Annotated in this window: 22 protein-coding genes; 9 read left to right on the forward strand and 13 right to left on the reverse strand. The window is 40.2% G+C overall.

Features of this window, described 5'->3' with window-relative positions; genetic code table 11:
- Positions 1 to 182 precede the first annotated feature (182 nt).
- From hrpA to CWC30_RS07505, 9 genes are all read right to left on the reverse strand, one after another.
- The gene (gene hrpA, locus CWC30_RS07465; protein ID WP_171034696.1) at positions 183 to 4070 is read right to left on the reverse strand and encodes an ATP-dependent RNA helicase HrpA; all 3888 of its coding nucleotides are present in this window, start codon (positions 4068 to 4070) and stop codon (positions 183 to 185) included.
- Between the two features lie 128 nt (positions 4071 to 4198).
- On the reverse strand, positions 4199 to 5233 hold the full coding sequence (locus CWC30_RS07470; RefSeq protein WP_138626769.1) for an isoaspartyl peptidase/L-asparaginase family protein: 1035 nt from the start codon (positions 5231 to 5233) through the stop codon (positions 4199 to 4201).
- 124 nt (positions 5234 to 5357) lie between these two features.
- Positions 5358 to 6062 (reverse strand): SapC family protein, encoded by a 705-nt coding sequence (locus CWC30_RS07475; RefSeq protein ID WP_013465241.1) that lies wholly within the window; start codon positions 6060 to 6062, stop codon positions 5358 to 5360.
- A 673-nt stretch (positions 6063 to 6735) separates the two neighbouring features.
- Complete coding sequence (gene pgl, locus CWC30_RS07480; RefSeq protein ID WP_013465246.1) at positions 6736 to 7446, reverse strand: 6-phosphogluconolactonase; 711 nt, start codon at positions 7444 to 7446, stop codon at positions 6736 to 6738.
- A 3-nt stretch (positions 7447 to 7449) separates the two neighbouring features.
- Entirely contained in the window at positions 7450 to 8922 is a 1473-nt protein-coding gene (zwf, locus tag CWC30_RS07485; protein WP_013465247.1) for a glucose-6-phosphate dehydrogenase, read from the reverse strand.
- 235 nt (positions 8923 to 9157) lie between these two features.
- Positions 9158 to 10804 (reverse strand): glucose-6-phosphate isomerase, encoded by a 1647-nt coding sequence (pgi, locus tag CWC30_RS07490; RefSeq protein WP_069439653.1) that lies wholly within the window; start codon positions 10802 to 10804, stop codon positions 9158 to 9160.
- A 318-nt stretch (positions 10805 to 11122) separates the two neighbouring features.
- On the reverse strand, positions 11123 to 13378 hold the full coding sequence (locus tag CWC30_RS07495) for an aminotransferase class V-fold PLP-dependent enzyme (RefSeq protein WP_138626770.1): 2256 nt from the start codon (positions 13376 to 13378) through the stop codon (positions 11123 to 11125).
- A 107-nt stretch (positions 13379 to 13485) separates the two neighbouring features.
- The gene (locus CWC30_RS07500; RefSeq protein ID WP_138626771.1) at positions 13486 to 14550 is read right to left on the reverse strand and encodes an AI-2E family transporter; all 1065 of its coding nucleotides are present in this window, start codon (positions 14548 to 14550) and stop codon (positions 13486 to 13488) included.
- The gene (locus tag CWC30_RS07505; RefSeq protein WP_036982228.1) at positions 14543 to 14761 is read right to left on the reverse strand and encodes a hypothetical protein; all 219 of its coding nucleotides are present in this window, start codon (positions 14759 to 14761) and stop codon (positions 14543 to 14545) included. The genes CWC30_RS07500 and CWC30_RS07505 overlap by 8 nt, the downstream gene beginning before the upstream one ends.
- Positions 14762 to 14904: 143 nt before the next feature.
- Between CWC30_RS07505 and CWC30_RS07510 the strand changes: the two genes are divergently transcribed.
- Genes CWC30_RS07510 through CWC30_RS07530 form a run of 5 tightly spaced genes read left to right on the forward strand, consistent with a single transcriptional unit; the run spans position 14905 to position 18424 of the window.
- Entirely contained in the window at positions 14905 to 15549 is a 645-nt protein-coding gene (locus CWC30_RS07510; protein ID WP_138626772.1) for a hypothetical protein, read from the forward strand.
- A gap of 12 nt (positions 15550 to 15561) precedes the next feature.
- Positions 15562 to 17019: a beta-barrel assembly-enhancing protease gene (gene bepA, locus CWC30_RS07515; protein WP_138626773.1), complete on the forward strand. Its 1458-nt coding sequence runs from the start codon at positions 15562 to 15564 to the stop codon at positions 17017 to 17019.
- Positions 17020 to 17073: 54 nt separating this feature from the next.
- Positions 17074 to 17421 carry an arsenate reductase (glutaredoxin) gene (gene arsC / locus CWC30_RS07520; RefSeq protein ID WP_036982212.1) on the forward strand — a complete coding sequence of 116 codons (348 nt, stop codon included), beginning with the start codon at positions 17074 to 17076 and terminating at the stop codon, positions 17419 to 17421.
- On the forward strand, positions 17421 to 17975 hold the full coding sequence (gene wrbA, locus CWC30_RS07525; RefSeq protein ID WP_138626774.1) for an NAD(P)H:quinone oxidoreductase: 555 nt from the start codon (positions 17421 to 17423) through the stop codon (positions 17973 to 17975). The genes arsC and wrbA overlap by 1 nt, the downstream gene beginning before the upstream one ends.
- Entirely contained in the window at positions 17972 to 18424 is a 453-nt protein-coding gene (locus CWC30_RS07530) for a DUF2069 domain-containing protein (protein ID WP_036982203.1), read from the forward strand. The genes wrbA and CWC30_RS07530 overlap by 4 nt, the downstream gene beginning before the upstream one ends.
- Positions 18425 to 18487: 63 nt before the next feature.
- Here the strand turns inward: CWC30_RS07530 and CWC30_RS07535 are convergent, their stop codons facing one another.
- Positions 18488 to 19825, reverse strand: a complete 1338-nt coding sequence (locus CWC30_RS07535; RefSeq protein ID WP_036982202.1) for an ankyrin repeat domain-containing protein — start codon at positions 19823 to 19825, stop codon at positions 18488 to 18490.
- Positions 19826 to 20035: 210 nt separating this feature from the next.
- Positions 20036 to 20629 (reverse strand): MlaC/ttg2D family ABC transporter substrate-binding protein, encoded by a 594-nt coding sequence (locus CWC30_RS07540; RefSeq protein ID WP_076922502.1) that lies wholly within the window; start codon positions 20627 to 20629, stop codon positions 20036 to 20038.
- Positions 20630 to 20875: 246 nt separating this feature from the next.
- On the opposite strand from CWC30_RS07540, the gene CWC30_RS07545 reads away from it, so the two are divergent.
- Positions 20876 to 21412: an acyloxyacyl hydrolase gene (locus tag CWC30_RS07545; protein ID WP_138626775.1), complete on the forward strand. Its 537-nt coding sequence runs from the start codon at positions 20876 to 20878 to the stop codon at positions 21410 to 21412.
- An 85-nt stretch (positions 21413 to 21497) separates the two neighbouring features.
- Positions 21498 to 21647: a DUF2897 family protein gene (locus tag CWC30_RS07550; protein WP_076916055.1), complete on the forward strand. Its 150-nt coding sequence runs from the start codon at positions 21498 to 21500 to the stop codon at positions 21645 to 21647.
- A 34-nt stretch (positions 21648 to 21681) separates the two neighbouring features.
- Here CWC30_RS07550 and CWC30_RS07555 read toward each other — a convergent pair whose 3' ends face one another.
- Positions 21682 to 23070 carry a YjiH family protein gene (locus CWC30_RS07555; protein WP_069439661.1) on the reverse strand — a complete coding sequence of 463 codons (1389 nt, stop codon included), beginning with the start codon at positions 23068 to 23070 and terminating at the stop codon, positions 21682 to 21684.
- A gap of 65 nt (positions 23071 to 23135) precedes the next feature.
- Positions 23136 to 24194 carry an NlpB/DapX family lipoprotein gene (gene bamC, locus CWC30_RS07560; RefSeq protein ID WP_138626776.1) on the reverse strand — a complete coding sequence of 353 codons (1059 nt, stop codon included), beginning with the start codon at positions 24192 to 24194 and terminating at the stop codon, positions 23136 to 23138.
- Between the two features lie 355 nt (positions 24195 to 24549).
- On the opposite strand from bamC, the gene CWC30_RS07570 reads away from it, so the two are divergent.
- Together CWC30_RS07570 and bcp are read left to right on the forward strand one after the other, a co-directional pair.
- On the forward strand, positions 24550 to 25083 hold the full coding sequence (locus tag CWC30_RS07570) for a glycine cleavage system transcriptional repressor (protein WP_138626777.1): 534 nt from the start codon (positions 24550 to 24552) through the stop codon (positions 25081 to 25083).
- 10 nt (positions 25084 to 25093) lie between these two features.
- Positions 25094 to 25573 (forward strand): thioredoxin-dependent thiol peroxidase, encoded by a 480-nt coding sequence (bcp, locus tag CWC30_RS07575; RefSeq protein WP_013465264.1) that lies wholly within the window; start codon positions 25094 to 25096, stop codon positions 25571 to 25573.
- Positions 25574 to 25590: the final 17 nt, after the last annotated feature.

Here is a 25590-nt window from a genome sequence, read left to right on the forward strand (position 1 = left end):
ACCGTTCAAGGTTGAATTTGCAGTAGCCTGTTTGGTATTTAGGCAAGGCAGAGCCTATGTGGTGTGGTTTTTACTTAACCCACTAGGTTACAAACCCCGCGCCGCGATTAAACTGCCCCTAGTTTGAACAAATTTTAATCTGCAAGGGTCAACAGACCCTAGCTTAATAGCGAATAAAGGGGTTATTCAATTTCTTTTATCGCATTTAACACACGTTTTGCTGAAATTGGATAAGGCGTACCTAAGGTTTGCGCAAATAAGGATACGCGTAACTCTTGCTGCATCCAAAAAATAGCCTCAACATCATCAGGCAATGGCATTCCTTTAGGGGTTTTATTCGTCAGTTTTTTATATTCTTGCGCTACTTTTTCAAGCTCTAGCACACATAATCTATCACGATTTGGGTCAACGGGTAGCTTTTCTAGTCGTTTTTGAATCGCTTTTAAGTAACGAATTAAATCGCCAAGCTTATCCGCCCCATGCTGGCTCACAAAACCTTTAAAAATAAGCGATTCTAACTGAGATTTAATATCGCCATGGGCAGTGATCATGGTTAAATCTACACGCCCTTTCATTTTTTTATGCAGCGCATGAGCAATACTCAGTACTTGCTCTACTTGGGTTGCAATTGCTACTACGGTGTCGCCTAATTCGCCGCGAATATGCTCTTTAACCGCTTCAAATGCATCACTTGTACGAATATCACCATATTTAACTAATAGGCTATCAACACCCGATGCAATGCAGTCATCTATTAAATCGGCAATTTTACCAAAAGGATTAAAGTACAACCCTAGCTTAGCCTTGTTTGGTAAATTTTGCTGCAGGTATTTAATGGGTGATGGCACGTTTAATAACACTAAACGACGCAACCCTTGCTGGTGCGCTAATTTCGCTTTAATTTCGTTATCGAATAACTCCACTGCCGCCGTTGATTTTTTATCCACCAGCGCAGGGTACGCTTTAATTTCGTACTGACCTTGCTTTTTCACATAGGATGTTGGTAACTCTCCAAAATCCCACTGTGTTAAATCGGTTTTTTCTATGCCTTTGTCGGCGACTTTAGATAAGGTGTCGGTGACCTTGCCTTGTAGCTGCGCTTTAAGTTTAGCTAAATCGAGTCCACGTGCCAGTAGCTTGTCGTGTTCATCGCGCACCTCAAATTGTAGCCTTAAATGCGGAGCAAGCGCAGTTAAATCCCACGCTTCAGGGTCTACACGGACGCCGGTCATACGCAGTAATCGATTGCTTAGCGAGTCGATTAACGAGCCTTGTAATGGCTCTATAGCCGCTAACACCGCATCGGCATAATTGGGCGCAGGGACAAAGTTACGACGCAATGACTTTGGTAATGACTTAATTAACCCACAAATTAACTCATGACGAAATGCCGGTATATGCCAATCAAAGCCACTTTCTTGCACTTGGTTTAACAGTGCAACGGGTATTTGTACGGCAACGCCATCAACCGCTTGGCCTGGATCAAAGTGATAGGTAAGCGGCAGCATCAAATTATCTTGCTGCCATGTATCTGGGTAGTCAAATTCGGTAATGCTGCTGGCGCCATGTTGCATGAGCTCTTCGCGCGTCATGTGCAGGTAGTGTTTGTCTTGTTGTTTTTGTGTTTTATACCACTTAATAAACGCAGCACGATTGTTAATATCGCTGGGTATTTTCTTCTCGTAAAACTCAAACAAGGTTTGCTCATCAACTAAAATATCGCGTCTACGAGACTTGTTCTCGAGCACTTGAATATCTTCAATTAATTCGCGGTTATACGCTAAAAATGCTTCATTTAATCCAAGCTCTTGTTCAACCAGCGCCGAGCGGATAAATAATTCGCGGCTTACTTTAGGGTCAATCTTGCTATACACACACCGGCGTTTATTAACGATAAGCAGGCCGTAAAGTGTTTGTTGCTCAAAGGCAATGACTGCACCGGGCTTTTTCTCCCAGTGTGGCTCTGTATAGCTTCGCTTTACCAAATGTTGAGCAAACGGTTCTACCCAGTTCACATCTATTTTGGCATTAATACGGGCATAGAGTTTACTGGTTTCTACCAATTCAGCCGACATCATCCACTTGGGGCTCTTTTTAAACAAGCCAGATCCTGGAAAAATATGAAATTGGCTATTACGTGCGCCTTTATACAGCTGCTTTTCGTCTTTAAAACCAATATGACTAAGCATGCCACTTAACAGTGCTTTGTGAATAAGCTCGCTGTCTGCAACATTCGTAGTGGCTTTCATTTTCATTTCATTGCACACAGTGCTGATTTGATAAACGATGTCTTGCCATTCACGAATACGCATATACGCTAAAAAGTCTTTTTGACATAGCTTTCTAAACTGGCTATTGGTCAGCTCACTTTGCTGCTCTTCGAGGTAATTCCACAAGTTTAAAAAGGCGATAAAGTCAGAGTCTGGATCGTCAAAGCGACCGTGTTTTTCATTCGCTGCCTGGCGTTTTTCTTGTGGTCGTTCTCGTGGATCTTGAATTGAAAGCGCAGCAACAATAATAATCACCTCACGCAATGCACCCAGCTTATGCGCAGTCAGCACCATTTTTGCTAAACGCGGATCCACTGGCAAACGACTCAGCTCTCGACCAGATTGCGTTAAACTGGTTTTTTGATGACGTTTAGCTTCTTTTACCGCTTCTAATTCTTCAAGCAGTGTTAAACCATCGTTAATGTTGCGGCTATCTGGGGCTTGCACAAAAGGAAATTGCGCCATATCACCCAACCCTAATGCCAGCATTTGTAAAATAACTGACGCTAAGTTAGTACGCAATATTTCAGGATCGGTAAATTCAGGACGTGATAAAAAATCGTCCTCTGAATACAAGCGAATACAAATACCCGCTTCAACACGTCCACAACGCCCCATTCGCTGATTAGCACTAGCTTGCGAAATAGGCTCTATGGGTAAACGTTGAACCTTTGTACGGTAACTGTAACGACTAATACGCGCCGTACCCGGGTCAATAACATAACGAATACCTGGCACCGTTAGCGATGTTTCAGCCACGTTGGTTGAAAGAATAATGTGGCGGCGCGAATGCGGCGCAAAAATACGATTTTGTTCAGCGTTCGATAGCCTTGAATACAAAGGTAATATATCGGTGTGTTTTAAATTACGCTTACTTAGCGCATCGGCGGTATCGCGTATTTCTCGCTCACCGTTTAAAAAGATCAGAATATCACCGGGGCCTTCAGCGCAAAGTTCATCGACCGCATCAAAAATCCCCTGTAACTGGTCGCCTTCGGCTTCCACGTCTTCTTTTTGGATGTCACTGATGGGGTTATAGCGTACATCCACAGGGAATGTCCGGCCTGATACTTCAATAATTGGCGCATCATCAAAGTGCTTAGAAAAACGCTCTGGATCAATGGTCGCAGAGGTAATAATAACTTTTAAGTCAGGACGTTTAGGAAGTAAATTTTTAAGGTAACCTAAAATAAAATCAATGTTTAAACTGCGCTCATGCGCCTCATCAATAATAATGGTGTCGTATTGATTCAAAAAACGGTCTTGTTGTATTTCAGCTAATAAAATACCGTCGGTCATCAGTTTTATATAACTGTTATTAGAAACCTGATCGCTAAAACGAATTTTAAAACCCACTTGCTGACCAAGCTCGCATTGCATTTCTTCTGCTATACGATTGGCAACGCTACGTGCAGCTAAACGTCTAGGTTGAGTATGGCCTATATACCCATCAACCCCACGTCCTAACTCTAAACACATTTTAGGAATTTGTGTGGTTTTACCTGAGCCGGTTTCACCAGCAATGATCACCACTTGATTATTAGCAATGGCCTCTTTGATGGTGTCTTTTTTTTGACTGACCGGTAATTGCTCAGGATAAGTAACGTTAGGTAGCCCAGCTAATCGCTGCTCGCGAAGCGATTGACTGCGACTGATATCAGCCGTAATTTTTTCAAGCGCACTAGTAAGTTTTGCCTCGTCGGTAATTTTTTTTACGCCATGAAGGCGCTTTTTAAAACTGAATTGATCTTTTTTTAAGCACGTTTTTAGCTCGCCAAACAACTGACCTAGGTTTACCACCTGCATACCTTATAAAAATTAGTCAAAGAGCCTCGATTGTAGCAAATTAAATGGCTGGGGTTAATCCTGTAAAGGACATAACAATCAGTGGATTATTATATAAACCTCCAGCCACTAAAGAAAAACGCTTATTCGTCGCTAAAAATACCTACATAAGTCGCTTGCGTATTCGATTTACTCGCACGGTACATGCCTGTGGTATTAAACGGCAGGCTAATATTGCCTTTTGTATCAACAATAATAACACCGCCTGTGCCGCCAATCGGTTTAAGCACCCCATTTATTACTTCATCCCCGGCTTGGGCAATGGTTTTACCTTGGTATTTTACTCGTGCGCAAATATCGCTTGCCACATTATAACGAATAAAATATTCGCCATGGCCAGTTGCCGATACCGCACACGAGGCGTTTTCTGCAAAGGTACCCGCGCCAATAACTGGTGCATCACCAATACGGCCAAAACGTTTTGCGGTCATTCCGCCAGTTGACGTGCCCGCGGCTAAATTACCTTGTTTATCCAGTGCCACCGCACCCACAGTACCCATTTTATAATTAGCGGGTAACGCCTTATGCGCTGCTTGATAATCTTTATTGGTGTTTTTGCTCGCCTCTAGTTTTTCCTTTGCTTTTAATAAAGCTTCATAGCGATGCTTTGTATCAAATATATTATTCTCTACTAAGCTAATGCCTTGCTCTTTAGCAAACTCTTCTGCACCTTGGCCACTTAACATCACATGCACCGATTTTTCCATCACTAAACGGGCAAGTTTAATTGGACTTTCTATGTGCTTAATGCCCGAAACTGCTCCAGCTTGGCGGTTACGACCATCCATAATAGAGGCATCTAACTCATGGCTACCATCATAGGTGTATACCGCGCCGCGTCCGGCGTTAAAATAAGGCGATTGCTCTAACACTTCAATGGCTGCTGTGACTGCATCAAGACTTTCTCCGCCTTGTTCAAGTACCTTATACCCGGCCTCAACAGCTTGAGCTAATTTATCGCGGTAAGCTTGCTCTTGATCAGCCGTAAATTTACTTTTTTCGATTGTGCCCGCCCCGCCATGAATCGCAATGGCAAACGGCGTGCTCGCACTCAATGCAGATGAGCTCACACTCATTAAACTACCGCAAAGCAGTCCTAGTAATAGTGATTTTTTCATTGTGCGTTCTTTTGTTAGTTAATATTAAAACTAATGTGAATGGTTACGTGGGGTTTTTCAAGTGAACTGAGTTTAATGGCATAAAAAAAGCGCCCTGAGGCGCTTTTTAAATTCTGTTTAAAAATTACGCTTGTTGCGCTTTTAAACGTGCTAAACGTGCTACTTGGTGAGTAGACGTTAAGAAAGAATAGATAGGTGCTAAATAACCGCGTTTACGAAGCTCTAGAAAGTCTGCATCGCTTAGCTCATTTAGTTTTTTCTCATCGATAAGGTAAATACCGTTGATGTCTTTTTTCTCGCCTTTAATATCAACCGTTAGCGTTTGTGCTACTAGTAATTCTTTATCAGCAAGGAATTTAGTGAACGCATCAGTGACTTGTGAAAACTCAATGAACGATACTAACGCTTCTTTACGACGCTTAAGGTAATCAGTTTCTTCACCGTTTTCGAATAATGCATTACCCTCTTCTTCACCAACTAATGAGCTCGCTTCGTCAATTACAATACCAAATTGATCTTGCTCAGGGTGCTTTACTAAACCTAATGGGTAACGTGTCGTTGCCATAGGTGCAAACGCAGCTGTCCATTTGTCACCATCAACAAATAAGTTTTCACCTGGCTCTAGGCCAAACATAGCAACGGCTTGAAAAGTACCTGTTTCGTTATTTTTAACAAAAGACATTGGAAACTCATTGGCGATACGCGCAAACTCGTGTGCTACAACTGGCACTAAGTGTTGAGTTTTCATAAATTCGATATTGATGCCATTTTTAATTTTAGTGTTGGCATGTTTTTCGTTGTGTAAAGGCTGTACTTGTTGCTCCGCCATGTTACTGCTCCGTTATTTTATAAATTTGATTTTTTACTGTTAGTGCCCTAAGGCTAAAGGTTTTGGCAACAAAAAGGAAGTGAAAATTTTGTGGCAGTTTGTAGGATATTAATTAACAAAAAATTATCGTTGATTATTTAGACAAATATATAAAAACGTTACTTATGATATGCCGCAACCTTACTTGAGGTTGTTGCACGCATTTTTTCAAAATGAAATACTGCCTAAAATAGAAAACAAAAACTACCAAGAGTCTATTCTTCATAAAAGTTTGCTTTCATTAGTTTCATGTAAACCGGCTAATTTAATTGTCGATCAATTTCCAGCATGTACTTGAAGCATTTTTAAATTGATTTTGTTTAAAACAACGTGGTGAGTAGGAATTTTCAAACCGTAAAACATGCTTGTGAGTTAGTGTTTAATAAATTTAACCATTTGATTTTTTGCTATAAGTAAAATTTATTCAGGATTTACAATCGGTGTAAAAGCCTATTTTATACTGCTAATTGTGGAGGCAATACTCAGCATTTCATCTTTATCTCTGCGCGGCTTTGTTTAATTCAGCAAAGAGTAAAACAGATCAGCAATAAAAAAGGTCAGTAGCAAAAGCGACTGACCTTTCATTAAACCATCAATACAAAGAGGTTTAGCGCACATCTAATTTATATTAAAATTAGGGCGCCCAATACACTTCAATGTTGATCTCAGGGTGATTTAATACCGCACGTAACGGCATGTCATTCACATCGCCCCCCGCTAAAGCTTGTTTATAAACAGCCAGCTTTTCATCGCCACTAATTAACAATTTAACCACTTTAGATTGTGCAATCGCATTTAACGTTAAGCTCATGCGCTCAGTAATACTGCCTGTTACGTCACTTTGTATCGCGTTGATAGCGCACACAAGTTGGCTTGAATCTAGGCCGTTTTTCAGGCCTTGTGCATGTGGGAATAATGACGCGGTGTGGCCATCTGGGCCCATGCCTAAAATAGTCACATCAAAAGGACGTTTTAATGCTTGAAACTGCGCTTCACAGGCATCAACCCCTTGCTCTGCAGTGGCTGCCGTATTTTTCATGCTAATAAAATTAGCCGCTGCACCATGGTTTTGTAACAAAGTACGCTTGATGAATGCTTCATTACTCTTTTCATGACTTGCCTCAACCCAGCGCTCATCAACCATAGCAACATCAATGTTTGCCCAGTTTAAATCAAGGGTCGATAAATGTTTATAAGCCGGCTCAGGTGAAGAACCGCCTGAAACCATTAATACTGCACGGCCATCACGTTCAATACCATCACGTAAAGCATGCTCTAACGACTGAGATAGTTCATCAGTCAGCGCAGCTTTATCGTCAAAAAACTTTTCTACTATTGTTGCCATCACTTATGCCTTATCGCCAGTGTTAAACCAAACATGATTATTCTCTGCTAATAATTCATCTGCATCTTCAGGGCCCCAACTACCGGCTCTATATAGTGCTGGTTTACCTTTTTCCTGCCAACGTTCAATTATTGGATCAATCCATTTCCACGCTTGGCGTACTTCGTCGCGGTGAATAAATAATGATGGATTATTCGCTGCAGCATCAAGCATTAAACGTTTGTAAGCATCTGAGTGAAAGCCATTACTATATGCTTGCGACAGCTCAATGTTCATCGTTACAGGCTCAAGTTGCATGTCTAAATTATCTAAACGCTTCGACATCAGCGTTAATTGAATACTTTCTTGTGGTTGTAAACGGATCACCAAACGGTTTGGCTCGATATTACCTACGCTGTCCTCATACACGTTATGAGATACTTTTTTATATTCAACCACAATTTCAGCGCAGCGCTTTGCCATACGTTTACCGGTACGCAGGTAAAAAGGCACACCTGCCCAACGCCAATTATCAATGTGCGCTCGAATAGCCACGAACGTTTCAGTTTTACTTGCCCCTTCGTTTAGCTCTTCTAAGTAACCTGGGACTATTTTACCGTTTAAATCACCCGGTACGTATTGCCCACGAATAATATTGTCATCAACATCGCTGCCCTCTAATGGGCGTAATGCTTCTAATACTTTTAACTTTTCATTACGAATACTATTGGCTTTAAGTTTATGCGGTGACTCCATTGCGACTAAGCAAAGTAGCTGTAACAAGTGGTTTTGCACCATGTCACGCAAGGCACCGGCTTTATCATAAAAACCAGCGCGGCTCTCAAGCCCTACCGTTTCTGATAAGCTAATTTGGATATTATCAATCGATTTAGCATCCCACATGTTTTCAAATAATGAATTTGAAAAACGCAATGCCATTAAGTTTTGAACGGTTTCTTTACCTAGGTAGTGGTCAATACGGAAGATTTGATCTTCGTCGAAGTACTGTGCAATTTTCGCATTAATAACTTCTGCAGACTCGCCACAATAACCGATTGGTTTTTCTACAACAACACGTGAATTGGCTGTTATTAATTTTTTAGTAGATAGAATTTCACAACAAGTGCCATACACAGCTGGCGGAAGAGATAAGTAAAACACACGAGATTTATCGCTGTCGTCTTCATCAAGAATCTTTTTCAGTACATCCCAGTTATCATCCGCTTCGGTAACATTACTCACTACAGGCACTAAAAACGCTGAGAACGATTTCCAATCCTTAGCGTTATACTCGCCTTCGCTTAAAAATTCTTGTAATGCTTTGTGTGCGGTATCAATGTATTCATCACATTTACTTTGTTCGCGCACGGTAGGCAAAATACGTGAGCCTTGCGGTAAGTTACCTTCTTGATATGCTCGATACATTGCAGGAAGTAATTTGCGTAACGCAAGATCACCACCGCCCCCAAAAATTATAATATCAAAAGGATTAAGCATAGTTACTCTCTACGTTTATGCTACCTGCCACTACCGTATTGGTAATCAGTTATAGCGGTTTATTATCTGGATAATGCAGGCCTTAGCACAAAGCCTACTAATGTTGTTCGTTATATGCGCCATAAAATATGGGTCTAGGGACACTGTAATTCCTCTCACAAAAATACAGGCCCTAGGACTCCAGCGCTACCCGTTCAAAGGTATTTGGTTACTTATTGTGTAATAAATGAATGTGTTACTGCGTACGGTGTTGTTTGTAGTACGCCATTAAGCCCTGTGTTGAGCTGTCGTGCTCATTAACCACGTTATCGTCGGTTAATTCAGCTTCAATTTTAGAGGCTAAGCCTTTACCAAGCTCAACGCCCCACTGATCAAACGAACATATTTGTAAAAGAATACCGTGGCAAAAAATCTTATGTTCATACAATGCAATTAAACGACCCACCGCTTTTGCATCAACCGTGTCTAATAATATAGACGTTGTTGGGCGGTTTCCTTGATGAATTTTATGCTTTAGTAGCATTTCAATTTGCGCAGGCGTTTTGCCTTTGGCTGTTAAATCAGCGGTTATCTGCTGCGCATCTACCCCGTTCATTAATGCTTCGGTTTGTGCAAAAAAGTTCGATAATAAAATATTGTGATGCTTATCAACGTTAACTTGTGGTTTTACAGAGCCAATAAAGTCCGCAGGGACAATTATATTGCCTTGGTGCAAACATTGATAAAACGCATGCTGGCCATTTATTCCAGTCATGCCCCAAATAATAGGCACGGTAGTGTAAGGTACGGTTTGCCCGTCAAAAGTGACGTGTTTACCGTTACTTTCCATTTCACCTTGTTGTAAATATGCAGGCAACATATGCAATGCTTGGTCGTAAGGTAAAATAGCTTGCGAATCAAACCCTAAAAAGCTGGTATTCCATACACTCAACAGCGCCATAATTAAAGGAATATTCTGCTCAAGCGGCGCCGACTTAAAGTGCTCGTCAACTTCAAACGCCCCTTCTAAAATAGCTTCAAATGCTTCAAAGCCGGCATAAAGTGCAATAGGTAAACCAATCGCACTCCAAAGTGAAAAACGACCGCCAACCCAATCCCACATGGTAAATACGTTTTCGTCACTAATACCAAATGCCGCGGTTTTTTCTAAATTAGTGCTTACTGCCACAAAATGCTTTGCTATGGCGCTTTTATCTTTGGCGCTATTTAAAAACCAATCAACTGCTGTTTTTGAGTTGGTCATGGTTTCTGATGTAGTAAACGTTTTTGACGAAATAACAAATAACGTTGTTTCAGGGTCAACTTTATTCAATACCGACGCGATTTGTACGCCATCAGCATTAGAAACATAATGAACGTTTAACGGCTTATCAACCACTGATTTAAGTGCTTCAGTTGCCATTTGAGGGCCTAGGTTTGAACCCCCTACTCCAATACTCACTACATCTTTCACCGCTTTGCCGGTGTAACCTAACCACTGTCCACTGCGTACTTTTTCAACAAAGGTTTTAATTTTAGCAAGTTCGCTATCGACCGCCTCAGTAATATTTTCACCGTCAACAACAAGCGGTGTATGGGCGCGATTTCTAAGTGCGGTATGCAATACAGCACGGTCTTCGGTGATATTTATTTTTTCACCGGCAAACATTTTTTCACGCCACACTTCAATATCACACTCTTTAGCTAATGAGATTAATTGAGCGAAAACTGTTTCATCAATACGTTGTTTTGAATAATCAAACAATACACCGGGAATGTGAGTAGAAAATTGAGAAAAACGAGAATCGTCTTGTGCAAATAAAGTTTTCAGATGTGTTTGTGTCATCTTTTGTGCACTATTTTCTAGTGCTTGCCAACTTACTAACTCAGAACGGCTCGCCATGTAAACATCCCCTAATTTATTAACCTGTTGATTTAAAGCGCTTTATTTAATTTTTTACGACGCAAAACAACCGAATTTTGTAAAAAGCAAAGCCCAATATTATAGCTTAAAAAGTCTAATTTGCGTTATTTTTATAAGCTTTGATGCAGATAATAGCGCAATTTTTTGCTTTTGACACCGGTATCATAAAATTAAAAATTGAATTTAACAACTGATCAGCCCCTCTCTTTAATAAAGATTTTATTAATTTCTAACTGATCCAAATTAAAGCGAGCAAAAAAAAGCCGACAAATGTCGGCCTTTCCTCTAAAAAAACAATTAACCGGTTAACGCTAAACCACCTGCTAAGTTATAAACACTGCTGTAACCAAGCTCAGTCAAATTTGCTGCCGCAATTTTTGAACGGTTACCACTGCGACACACCAAAATATACTGGTTGTTTTTGTCCAATTGACCTTGCGTAAGTGCATGAGCCATTCGACTTAAAGGAATATTTAAGGTTTTAGCTATGGGTACGTTTAGCAATACGCTTAAATTATTAGCGCCATGTTCATAAGGTTCTCGGGTATCAATTAAATACGCATTGCCCTTTACCAGTATTTCTTTTGCTTGGTTAAAACTTAATTGCGAAGTTTCTACAGCAGGCTTAGCATTAACATAACCACAGAGCGTGTTAGCTTGTGTTTGCTGTTGTAAATCTGCTTGCTGTTTTTGTGCGGCAAATTCAGCGTCATTAATATCACCTTTAATTAAGGTTTGTAATAATGGCGTTTGCTGCTGTTGAACAGCCCAGTTCATTGCAAAGCACTGTTGGTAATCATGCCCTGAACACACCACACTTAGCGGATTCAGCTCTGCTGCTAACCTCGTCAAGGAATGCGCCATTTGCATTGCATCCCCGCCATCAAGCGCGGTATTTCCAAGCCCTGCAGGTAAAATTAAATCACCGCAAAAACAGTACTCAACATCACCATTATTCGCTTTTAATAAATAACTCACGCTATCTTGGCTATGCCCTGGTGTGGCTAACTTTTCGAGTACGTGAGTGGTTAATTGCAATTTGTCGCTATTAGTTGGCCAGCCTAATTTATCAACCTCTCCAGCGACTAGGTTTTCGTTAAGTGCGCTGCGCATTAAATCAAGTGCGCAGTGACGTTCTTGATGCTCGTGCGTATTTAAAATAGCGGTAATAGTTAAATTTTGTGTAGTTACTATTTTTTCAAAGCGAGGGATCAATTCAATAATCGGATCGATAATAAATGCATGTTGATCATCTGTTACATACAACCAACTACATGCACCTTGGTGTCTAAATTGGGTAAGCCCTAAAGCACATACTTCTTGCACAGGAAAACTGCTATCAGAAATCACTAAACAGTTAGCTTGTAATACCGTTTTAAGCGCTCTAATTTGTTCACATGCATCATCTATTTGCGCCATCGTGGCAGCAGGGCCAAACGACAAACGAATAGCGTTTTCACTTTGCCACTGTGAGGCTCCCATCGCAGCAAGCACAAAGCTCTGCGTAGCTCCCGTGCTGCATGCAGAACCACCGCTGACCCTAATACCTGCAGCGTCAAATAAATCAATAACTTCTTTACTGGTTAAATCATTAACTGCAAAATTAAGCGTTGTGGGCACTGAGCAGGCAAAGTCATGATTAAAGGTAATACTTCCAAAAGTATCAACTAAGGCGCTATGCAGTTTATCTCGATACAAGTTAAGTACATCTGTTGACTTAAATGTCTCGTCTTGTTTATCTAGCAGCAAACTAAACAGTTTATTGAGCCCAGCTATACCAGGCAGGTTTTCTGTACCAGAGCGCATGCCACTTTCTTGTCCGCCACCGGCTATAAAGGGCGTGTATGGGCTGCCTTGACGAATATACAATAAACCTATGCCTTTAGGTGCATAAAGTTTATGCCCTGAAAAAGGCGCATAATCAATCGTGGTTTCACTTAGGTTGAGCTGTTGTTTGCCAAGCGCTTGTACGCAATCAACCATCCAAGTGACTTGGCTATTACGACTACGAATCACCTTTTCTATGGCGCTTAGATCTTGGTAAACACCGGTTTCATTATTAACGGCCATCGTGCAAATCATCAAAGCGTTATCAATATGCTGAGCAATAAAGTCTAAATCTAAAATACCACCACGATTAACCGGAATAGCAATAATGTCTGCGTTAATTTCCAGCACTGTATTCCAATGCTTTAGGGTATTAGGCACCGCTTTATGTTCGGTTGCCCCGTACAATAAAACGGGGTTTGGCTTTGTATGGTGTTTTGCATTAATGAGCGTCGATACAATGGCGGTTTGAATCCCCTCAGTGGCACCGGAGGTGAATAAAATATCGCCCTGTTGCGCGCCAATGACGGTACGGGCTTTTTGCCTGGTTTGTTCTAATAAGTGTTTAGCTTGAATGCCGGTTATATGAGGACTTGAGGGATTACCAAAACAAATTTGCATAGCATGGCACACCACCTCTGCAATACATGGCAATACAGGTGTGGTCGCATTTGCATCGAGATAAACTTGAGCTTTGGGTTCATCTGGCAATAAAAACTCTGACATTAAAAACGCACCTTATTACTAAAAAATATATCTTATTCCCAATAGTACATAGTTTTGACAGGAATGAGTAATAATCTTTAGTAATTAAAGTGCGTTTACTATACCTTTTAGTTACCGAGTTCTTCGTGTTTGGATGACCAGGCATTAATAAGTGCTTTGACTAATGATGCTAATGGAATGGCAAAAAACACTCCCCAAAAACCCCATAGCCCACCAAAAAATAGCACCGCAACAATAATAAATACCGGATTTAAATCAACCGCTTCAGAGAACAGTAAAGGCACCAATACGTTGCCATCGAGCGCTTGAATAATGCCGTATATAATTAAAACGGTCCAAAATTGAGTTTCTAAACCAAACTGAAACAGCGCTACTGCGGCCACTGGTATAGTTACTAACGCTGCGCCCACAAACGGAATAAGCACCGAAAAGCCTACGAGAACGCCTAAAAGCGCGGCGTAGCGTAAGTCCAGTATGGTAAAAGCAATAAACGACACAGAACCAACAATTAAAATTTCAAATACTTTGCCACGAATATAATTCATTATTTGCTGATTCATTTCATGCCACACTTGTAAAATTAAGCGGCGTTGGCGTGGGATCATTTTAGCAATACTGGCACTGAGCTCTACTTTATCTTTGAGCATAAAAAACACCAGTAGCGGTACCAAAATAAGGTAAATTAACCATGCTACAGCGTCTTTTAATGAATTAAGCGACGCAGACAATATCACTTGGCCAAAGTCGAGTACTTTGGTTTCAACGGTTACTACAATCGACTGCACTTGTTCTGCGCTAATAAGGCTGGGGTATTTATCAGGCAGTTCGAGTAAAAACGATTTACCTTGTTCGACCATATGCGGTGTTTCTTGGACTAAGTTACTGCTTTGCTGCCAAAGCACAGGGCCTATAACCAATATTAAAGTGAGCATAATGCCAATAAATATCAGCATTACTATGCTGGTGGCAGTAAAACGCTTAAGGCCAAACCGTTCTATGTGAACCACAGGCCAATCTAATAAATAAGCTATGATCAGTGCCACTAACACAGGCACAATTAATGGGCCAAAAAAATACAACATGGCAACCAGTACCAACAATAAAAAAAGTAAAGTGACTGAATCAGGATCAGAAAACTTTTTTTCATACCATGCTTTTACATATTCAAACACAAAACGGCTCCACTAATAACAACCCCTGTTGTTTATTTAACTTGTAATAATACGCTTTTTTTTGCAAATATCGTTCAATATCATCAGTGTTTTGTTCTTGTGAGATATTAAAGGTAATTGCTTGTTTTAACGATATTGCATCACGCAGCCCTAATTTAAACTGAATAAATTGCTGTGGGCATTTATAAGTGCGTAAATTTAGCTCTAGCATACTCGTTTCGCTACCTATTCACATTAATAATAAGTCCTATAACAGGGCCAATTGAGATTAACCGCAGTTAAATTTAACTTTTCCTTAAAACAACCTCTGCAATGGTTTATCCTTATAGCATCGTTAGCTATCAGGATACGTTAATGCCTAATTCGCATAATAAAGCGCAATTGCCTAGCAATCCAACTCTCAAAGAAATTAATTGGTTTAAAAAGCAAATTAATTGGGGGGAGCTGCCGCATTTTTATCATTTAGTGGCTTCGTCGGTAAGTGAATGTGAAAGTATTTTAGATCACGGATTTGATAATGCCATCAAGCGTATTATCGACAAACGCAATTGGAATTTAGAAGCGCTGGGAATAGACCCCAACGAACTTTATGAAAAAGAAAGCAATAACAAACCACGAATTTCACTGCATCAAGTGTTTACCGAGCGTGGTTTTGAATTACAAGCCTTCCCTTTTTCTAATGATACCGCCATCGATAGATACGCACGACATGATGAGAGAATGGAGTTTAGGTTATGGGATCCATTGACCATGAAAACCGTTATTCGCATTAATCAATTACATAAATTTATTGGCTTTTACTTAGACCAAGGCGATGAAGCAGATAAAGCGCTTATATTACATTCTCACAAAGTGGTTCATAAAATTATTGCTTTTTTACAAACTCAATTGAACATTGTTAAGGTTGATGGGGTCACAATAAAGGCGTTTTATCAACTATGTGAAAAGGACAGCCGTTTATATAGACATGATCCTTCAAGTGCCCCTGATAAAAAATAAACAAGGAATATAATGCAGCTAAAATCAGCCTTTATCACTTTATGCAGTGCAGCGCTTACGTTTAGCCTACTGATAAGTGAGCCGTTAAAGGCACAAACCAATCTTCAACTGCCCGACTTAGGCACTTCAGCCTTAAAAGCACTACCAATTGAAAAAGAAAAAGCGATTGGTGAAGTGATGATGATGCAGATCAGAGGCTCATCGCCTTTGATTAACGATCCGGTGCTTGATGAATACCTAACAACCTTAGGTAGAAAGTTAGTTGCTAACGCCAATGATGTGCGTTTTGGGTTTTCATTCTTTTGGTTAAATAATCCCGAAATCAATGCATTTGCATTTTATGGCGGCCATGTTGGTGTACACACCGGATTAATAGCCCAAGCCGATAACGAGAGTCAATTTGCATCGGTTCTTGGCCACGAAATAGCACACGTCACCCAGCGCCACTTAGCAAGGCGCATTCAGCAGCAACAAGATAATAGCGGGCTTACTATTGCAGGCATGATTGCTGGTATTTTAGCCGCGGTTGTAGCCCCTGATGCTGGTATGGCTATTATTTCAGCCAGCCAAACACAATCAGCTTTCAGTCAGCTGACACATAGCCGTTCTGCCGAACAAGAAGCAGACAGAATGGGCATGCAAACCCTCAACAACGCAGGGTTTGATGCCAGAGCATCAAGTGAATTTTTAACTAAACTTGCCGCACAAATTCGTTATAAATATAAACCACCGGCGTTTTTACTCACTCACCCTCTTCCTGAAAGTCGTGTGTCAGATGTTCGCCTTCGTGCCGAGCAATACCCTAAACGCCAGGTAAGCTCGAGCCTTGATTTTGACTTAGCAAAAAGCCGAGTCCTGGCGCGTTACGATAACAAACCCGAAAACGCAGAAGCCTTATTTAGAAAGTTAATGCGCGAAAACACCTATAACAACGTAGCATTACAATACGGTTTAGCTATTAGTTTGCTTGATCAAAAAAAGACGGATGAAGCACAACCTATTCTTGATGAGTTATTGGCAGACGATCCTAAAAACTTATTTTATATTGATACCAAAACAGATTTACTCATTGCACAAAAAAAAGCCGCAGAAGCTGTTAGTTACTTAAGCGAGCTAAATAATTATCGGCCAAATAACCAAGTGATCACCTTAAATTACGCCAACGCGGCATTAGAGGCTGAGCAATATGAGTTAGCTGAAAATATATTAAAGTCGTTTTTACTGGAAAAACCCGATCACAATTTAGGCAAACAGCTTTTAACTGACGCCTACAAAAAACAAGAAAAATTGGCGGCCTACCATGAAGCCAATGCCGATGTATTATCTCAGTATGGCGCGTATTTAAAAGCGGCCGACGAAATACAAAAAGCGCTTAATTTTGTAGAGCCAAGTGAAGATGTTAAGCAACAGCGCTTAAAAGCGTTACTCACACAGTATCGGTTATTGCAAAAAGAGCTTGCGAGGCTTTAAGTCTTTAGTGAGTTCACCTAAAATAGCCACAATTTATACTTTGGATGTATTTTTATGTCAGTTACTATTTATCATAATCCGCGTTGTTCAAAATCACGCGAAACCCTTAACCTATTACAAAGTAAAAACATTGAACCGAGTGTTGTTGAATACTTAAAAACACCGCTTTCTCATGAGCAAATTAGTACCTTAGTTTCTCAACTTGGGTTTAATTCGGCACGAGATTTGATGCGCACCAAAGAAGAGCAGTACAAAGCGCTTAATTTAAAAGATGAAAATAGCGAGTCAGAGCTTATTGATGCCATGGTCAATCACCCAAAACTAATTGAGCGCCCTATTGTAGTAAATAACAATAAAGCCGCCCTAGGTCGCCCGCCTGAAAACGTATTAAGCGTTCTATAATGAGCACAACCATCGTGGTGCTGTATCACTCAAGCCATGGCTCAGTAGAAGCCATGGCACATGAGATTGCAGAGTCAATAGAGCAACAAGGTGCAACTGCATTACTGCGTACTTTTGTGGCTAAAAACCCGCATGACATTGTGATCAGTAAAGATGATTTAGTTGCCTGTGACGGGCTTGCATTTGGTACGCCGACCCGCTTTGGCATGATGGCCGCACAAGCAAAAACGTTTTGGGAAACCACCAGCGATCTTTGGCTCAAAGGCCAACTTATCGATAAACCTGCCTGTGTGTTTTCATCATCAAGCAGTATGCATGGTGGCAATGAAGCAACCCTACTCAATTTGTCATTGCCTTTGTTACACCATGGGATGATGTTGATGGGCGTACCCTACGATGTACCTGAGTTGCTCGGCACCGAAACAGGAGGAACACCTTATGGCGCCTCTCACGTTGCAGGTAGCAATAACAGCTCAACCCTAAGTCAAGACGAAATTAAAATATGTCAAAGCGTAGGAAAACGCCTGACTCAAGTTGCGAGTAAACTTAAATGATTCAAGTAAGCGAGCCTGCTAAAAAACCGATTACCATTAAATTTCAGCGCCTAGCCTTATTTGGTTATATTGGTCTGCTTATTTTAATGCCGTTATGGATGTTTGTATTAGCCCCTAGAGACGGTCACAGTAACACCTTTCTTTTCTTAGTGTATGTATTGCCACTATTACTGCCATTAAAAGGCATATTACAAGATAAAACCTACACCTATGCGTGGGCTAATTTTATTGTTATGTTTTACTTTATTCATGGCTTTACATTGCTGTGGGTCGCACAAGATGAGCTTATATGGGTATTGCTTGAGTTATTATTTGCCTCATCTATGTTTATTGGCTGTACTTATTATGCGCGCCATAGAGGGCAAGAACTTGGGCTTAAAATTCGCAAGCTTAAAGATGAGCTCGCTGAAGAAAAAGCTGCACACGAGCACGATAAAAACAATCCGTAATAAATACCCAACAATGCAAAAACGCGCTAATTAGCGCGTTTTTTTGTAGCAAAACATTAACTTTTAAACTAACTCGCTTAAAGCTGCCAACCCTACAATACAGGCTAAACCTAGTTGTGCAACAAGACTAAAAACCGACATCATTCGTATTAAAAACAATCCCCATGGGTGTTTTACATGCGGGTACAATGAGCAACGCTTTAAGTTCGTTGCAAAGAAAAAACACACCACCGCCGTCATGGTCATAAAAAGAGTAAGCTCACTTTTTATAGTGATGTTTTCATCAAAAAAGAAAAATAACTGTAGCGGTAATAATAAAGCCACAAGCGCATGTAGCACATGCACCTTTTTAATTCGCTCTAGCTGCCCCTCTGGCGATAACTCTTTAATACCAAAGTCACGCTCAAGGCACTTAACTAAGTTGCTGGCTTTTATACTAACCGCTAATCGGTAACAACTTAACCCCTCGTTATTTCGCGCTCTAAAGTCATACCCTGCTTTGAGCAGTAAAATCATTAACGATTCGTTTTTACTTATCACCGCGTAATGCAGCGCCGTATTACCTTGGTCGTCTACCGCTTTTTTATCTTGGTACTGCAGGAGTGTCTCTACTACATTTACGTAGCCTTTTTCTGCCGCCCACATAAATGCTGTTTTATTACCTTCATCGGTTAAGGTGCCCGTGGCGCCTTGCTCAATAAAGCGCATTGCCATGGTTTGCTTAGCTTTTTTCTTGTTTAAATGCGCAAGTAAGGCATTTTCTAAAAGCACAATAGAATCAACATCAGGAGACACCTGAGTTAACAAAGTAAAGTAATCTTTGCCAGCAGCCACTTTTTCGCTGGTCAGCTCTGCTAAGTGGTCAATATCAGCAATCGACTGGGGAATATGCGCACTTAAACGCTCTCTAAAATCGACCTCTTTCCAAATAGCTAAGGTATCTGCAGCTGAGAGCTTTGCACCTTGCTCTAGTGCATGCTCTATCAGAGTAAAAAAGCGTTTACTAAAAAATAAGCTAATTAAAGAAAGTGGCGTTTCAATGTTATTTTGTGCCGACACACTTGCGTACTTTTCAAGTCGCTGACACAGCATTAGCACAATATTTTCTATGCTGTAATCATTGGCAAAATAATGCTCTTTCAGTGCAGCAATATACTCTTGTGCGTTTTCATCATATTCAGAAATATGCTGAAAATAACACTCTTCGAATGGCTCTAAGGGGGTTAACCAGGTTAAATAATAAATTGGGGGTAAAACAGTGGTGCATACACCATTATCTTCTTCAGTAGAGCGACAGGCGGGCCAAGCTTCTAAAGCATCTAAAATGAAGGCACCGTTTTGTTCAACCAGCCCTTTGACCAGTAACGGGTATTCCTTTGGCCAAATTAGTACATTTTCCATTAAAACAACACAACTCCAGTGTAGCTCGGGTGAGTAGTCAGTTATAACAGTATTTAGCTGACACCACGCTTAATCAAAGAAGCCAATATTCTACCACAGCTAGGTAGCCAAGCTAGCGTAAACTCATGCAATATAGGCCAAAATACAAAAGCAGCTAACAACATACGTCATTAGCTGCTTTTAAGGTTGGAGCTGTTAATTGCAAAAGTACTAACTTTGCTGAAGTTCTGCTATGACTTGGTCTAATCCCACATCAGAAATACGTTGAATGATCTCTTTTTGCTTAGCACTGAGTAACGAAATTCCCTCTGCAACAATATCGTATACTTTCCACTGGTTGTTGTTACCTAAACGCAATTTAAAGTGCAAATCAATGGTTGGCTTATTCGGTTCAATAATTTGCGTTTTTACCGTAGCAAATTTAGAGTCGCTTGCAGCAGCGTCTTGCTCAAATATTACATCCTGCCCTGTGTACTTCATGAGCGCACCGGCATAAGTCCCTGTTAAGTAATGCTCTACAGCATTAATAAACGCAACACCTTGGTCACGGTTAATACCTTTAATATGCTTACCTAATAATTTAAACGACACAAACTTAACATCAATATGTGGCATTAAACGCTGCTGAACAATTAACGACATGGCTTCTTTGCTGGCATCGCCTTTCGCATTTACCTGTCCAATATCGTTAAATAATGATTCTGCTACAGTTTGCAATAACTGCTTAGGTGATGGCTGCGTTTGTGCATACAAAGTGCTACTGAAAAAAACAGCAATAACCACTAAAAGCTTTATAAGTTTCATAAAAAATGCATAGTTTAAATAATTAATTTAAGCGTAATTTACGCAAATAACAGGCAATAAAAAAGGCATAAATAAGCAACTTATTAATGCCTAATTGGCACCAATTAAATTAATTAAATAAATTCAATTGGTTAAATAAATCAGTTAACAAGCCATATACAAGCGGCTTTTTGTCCTTATTGAAAACACCAATTCACCGCCCTTATTATCCCTTTACTATTTTGACTTAAACCCTAGTTGGCCGTTATGAAAACCTCATACAACAAACTTTTAGTTCTTGTTTTTACCCTGTTTATATTGGCTACCAAAGCCGCTTATGCATCCTCTAACCATGGTTATGCCGTCGATTTATTAAAAGGAGAAGGCAATGTAACAGGGGCAAAGCTTGCGTATCAATATCACCCTCAAGGAATGCAAAACTTTGTCGGCGATGCTCGTTTTTATTTAGAAACCAGCGTTAATGTGTGGCAATACCGCCATGATCAACAATCACAATCCAACGTGGTCTTGGCTGTGTCACCGGTGGTGCAATTTCCAGTATTTAGTGTATACAACACCCCCTTTTATGTAGAGGCTGGCATTGGTTTTTCATTACTTGATGAGCGCTATTTTGCTGGTAAAAACCTAAGTACTCACTATCAGTTTGAAGATAGGATAGGCCTAGTGGCAGATTTTGGTGAAACTAATGTAGCGCTGCGAATTATTCACTATTCAAACGCCGGATTCAAAGCGCCCAACCCAGGTATTAACTTTTTAACATTATCGGTGGCACAACGGTTTTAATTGCTTATTTACAGCCCTAGAGAGGATTGCAGCTTTTATTTAAAGTGGTCATAATTATTGCTTAATAAAAAATAAGAGCATCGCAATGCAAATTTGGCAAATCGTACTCGTTATCGTGATTGTACTGGCTATTGTTATCGGCAATTTAGTACTGCTGCGTTTAAGTGCAAAAAGCGAGTTTAAACCCTCAGCACCTCGCTCATCTGCGCAAAGCAAAGAAACAAAAAAGCCCTGAATAATCAGGGCTTTTTTTCGTTTAAATGACTGTTCTAGCCAACTAACCAGTGTGCCATTAAGGCAATAACAGGCAAGGTGACTAAGGTTCTGAGAATAAAAATAACAAATAACTCAAAAATATTAACCGGTATTTTACTACCCAATAAAAGTGCGCCCACTTCAGACATATAAATAAGTTGCGTTACACTCATGGCAGCAATAATAAAGCGTGTTACATCGCTTTCAATTGAGCCTGCGGCTAAAATAGACGGAATAAACATATCTGCAAATCCAACCATAATCGTTTGTGCCGCCATTTCAGCTTCAGGTATTTGTAGCAATTCTAAAAATGGAATAAACGGCATACCTAAATATTGAAATATTGGCGTGTACTCAGCAATAATTAACGCAAATGTACCCACAGCCATTACCACAGGTAATACTGCAAACACCATATCAAATGCGTTGTGTAAGCCCTCTTCAATTGTGCCTTTAAAACCTGGTGCTTTTTCTGCTTTAGTTAATGCAACATCAAGTGAATGCTTAAGTAATGTTTTGCCTTCAGGAACCAATTCAGCGTTTCCATCGGGCTCTTCACCATCAATAAGCACGTCCTTTTTAAACCGCAGTGGCGGTAAACGCGGAACAATTATCGCAGCCACTACACCCGCTAAACACACGGTTAGGTAAAAAGGTGCAAATAAGTATTCAAGCTTTACTTGGCCAATAACAACCAAACAAAAGGTAATTGAAACAGCTGAGAAAGTGGTACCAATAATCGCAGCTTCACGTTGAGTATAATATTTATCTTCATACTGACGCGCAGTCATTAAAATACCGACGCTACCATCACCTAACCATGAAGCAACACAGTTAACTGCACTGCGCCCTGGTACGCCAAATAATGGGCGCATTACTTTAGTAAGTAAGGTACCCACAAGCTCAAGTAAACCAAAGTTAAGTAATAACGGCAGTAACAAGCCCGCTAAAATAAACACCGAAAACAACACTGGTAGTAAATCTTTCAATACCAGCAAGCCGGTATTTTCTGAGGTAATAGCATGCGGCCCAACTTGAAAATAAGTTAAAAGCACAAACACCATACCTAATAACCGTGTTACTAACCAAATCCAACTCACATTAAACAAATGATTTAATAAGCGAAATTTGGTTAAGCTTTTCGGTTTAAACACACTAAATACCAACGACATAACGCCAGTAATACAAATAATCGTCGCTATTAACCCAAGCGCTATTTGACTAAATAAAGCTTGAATTGCTTTTGCCATTACCGCAATAGGAATCGTCATTATTTCGCCAGACGGTACTGGCGTCATAAACAAAAACACACCGATTAATGAAGGAATTAAAAAAACCAACCATATTTTCAAATCATAACTTTTTTGGACCGGTGCTGGGCGTGATGAATCTAACTGAGACATATTTTTAACCTGTAAAAACCACAAAAAGAGCAAAAAGCTCTTTTTGTGGGAAGTATTTATAATTATTAAATTTTAATACCGCGCTTAATTAGCGCCGCTTCTAATGCTTGTTGTAACCCATTCATTGTACCTGGTTCAAGTGTTTCGCCTTTGTCATCCATCCACGTTAGACTGGTGCCACCTTGTTTGGTTTTGCTAACCAAAATTTGGTATTGACCTTCATCAATTGGAAGCTCTATTGGTTCATCGCCCCAAATTGAATCCCACACACTGGTTTCTACTTTCGCATAATCTGCTGTAATTAAACCTGTCTCTTGGTTTATTTCAACAATAGTAAAAGATAAACGCTCTAAGAATCCAGAAAAGCGATCGAATACCGTATCGTAAGCCTGCTCAGTAACAAGTGCGGCATTGCCTTTGTTATCAAACCCGAGTTCTAACGAGATGATCCCTTGGCGCTTACGCATATCAACTTCAAGCTGACGGTAGCGGTAATCAAACTCACTCACTACTTGGTTAAGTGCACGCACTTCAAGCTGTTGTTTTAATAAGTCAGTTAGCGGCTTATCACCTTTAAAATCAATAAGCTCAGCGGTTAACGAGGCTGTGCGTTGGTGTTCTTTTTCTTCAATAGTAAATTTAAAACGCTCTAAATCAACGCTTTCATCATTGCCCCATAACCAGCTTTCTTCAGGCTTTATAATAGCGTACCAATCGGTTACAAGTATTCCTTGCGTTTTATCTTGCTGTGTTGCACTAATGTTATTATCAGCAAGCACCGCTTGAATCGAATCCCAAATAAACACATCTAAATCTTCAATGCCGTCATTTTTATCAAAATAAATACGCGCTTGTTTATCTGCTTCCTCAACCCAACTGCCTTTAGCAATGGTTAAAACTTGCGCCGGCGGACGATAGTTTGTTGCCTCCGGATTATTATCATATTGACCCACATCCATTTTATAAACAGGATCTTGAGCGGGTTGAGATAACGATGCAGGCGCTTTAACCGGCTCATGGGCGCGGTAATTACGCTCATTATGAGCATCACTTGTAAATACACTACACCCTGACAAACTTACCAATACACTTACTGCTAGTGCTTTTGGGATCCAATACTGCACAGATAATTCTCCTTAGCATACCCTTAATTGTTTTAACAAATATATGAGTGGGTAATACCGATTTGGTTCAGTGTAAAATCAATATTAACTTTACATTTATAATTTGCTTGCCTAACTGCATTCAGCCTATGAGATAACAAACGGACTAGGCTACAAATAGACACATTTTTGCTATGGTACTTTCACAAGCTTGTAAAAACAAGAAACACTGCACTATTAACCGCCTAAAATTAACCGCTGCTATAGTTTAACGCGGGTTTTGTGTTAAACTTTGCCGCCGTGCAACGCTACGTGTTTATTTTTTTGTTGCCAAGTCGGTTGTTTTCATCCAAGTAACTTAGGTACTTTAAAACCCATGACTGCATTTTCAAATCATCAAATTGTTTTAACCGCAATTGGCGAGGATAGATCGGGCATCGTCAGTGAACTTACGCAACTCGTAAGCGATTGCCACTGTAATATTATAGATAGCCGTATTGCAATTTTAGGCAACGAATTCACCTTTATTATGCTACTTAGCGGTGATATGTCAGCCATTAGCCGCATAGAGCATACATTACCCACCAAAGGCATGGAGCTTGGACTGCTCACTATGATGAAGCGTACTTCAAGCCATAATCAAAGCGAGTTTTGTGCAGGCTATACCTTAGAATATACCGGCATAGACACCCCTGGCACATTAAGTAAAGTAACGCGTTTTTTTGCAGATAATAATATTAATATTTGCTCATTAAAATCAGACACCTACGAAGAAGAAGCTGAGCTTAAAATGCGCTGTGAACTTGAATTTAATATTCCCGTTGACGTTGATATTGACCAATTTAAAATTAGTTTTGAAAACCTTTCGCACGTTTTAAACGTAGATTACATCTTTCGACGTATTCGCTAAGGAGTTTAGCATGAACAAAATTACCCCATTACAAAGTGGCGACACAGCACCGGCTTTTAGCTTACAAAACCAAAATGACGAAACTGTCGTGCTCAGCGAGTTATTAAAAGAAAAACAAGTACTGGTATACTTTTATCCTAAGGCGTCAACGCCTGGCTGTACCGTACAAGCCGAAAACCTGCGTGACCAACAAGCCGAGCTTGCTAAATTTAACACCCATGTTGTTGGCATAAGCCCAGATCCGATTAAGCGTCTTAAAAACTTTGAAACAAAAAAAGAGCTTAACTTTGACCTACTTTCAGATGAAGATCATGCCATTGCTGACGCTTTTGGGGTGTGGGGCTATAAAAAGTTTATGGGCAAAGAGTACGACGGTATCCACCGCCTCACTTTCTTAGTAGGCCAAGACGGTAAAATTAAACACTTGTTTGATAAATTCAAAACCAAAGATCACCATCAAGTAGTGTTGGATTATCTAGCCGCTGAATAAAGGCTAAAGGCTAAAGG

Origin of the sequence: Pseudoalteromonas sp. S4741 (genome assembly GCF_005886135.1) — a bacterium.
In the GTDB taxonomy this organism is placed as follows: Bacteria; Pseudomonadota; Gammaproteobacteria; order Enterobacterales; family Alteromonadaceae; genus Pseudoalteromonas; species Pseudoalteromonas tetraodonis.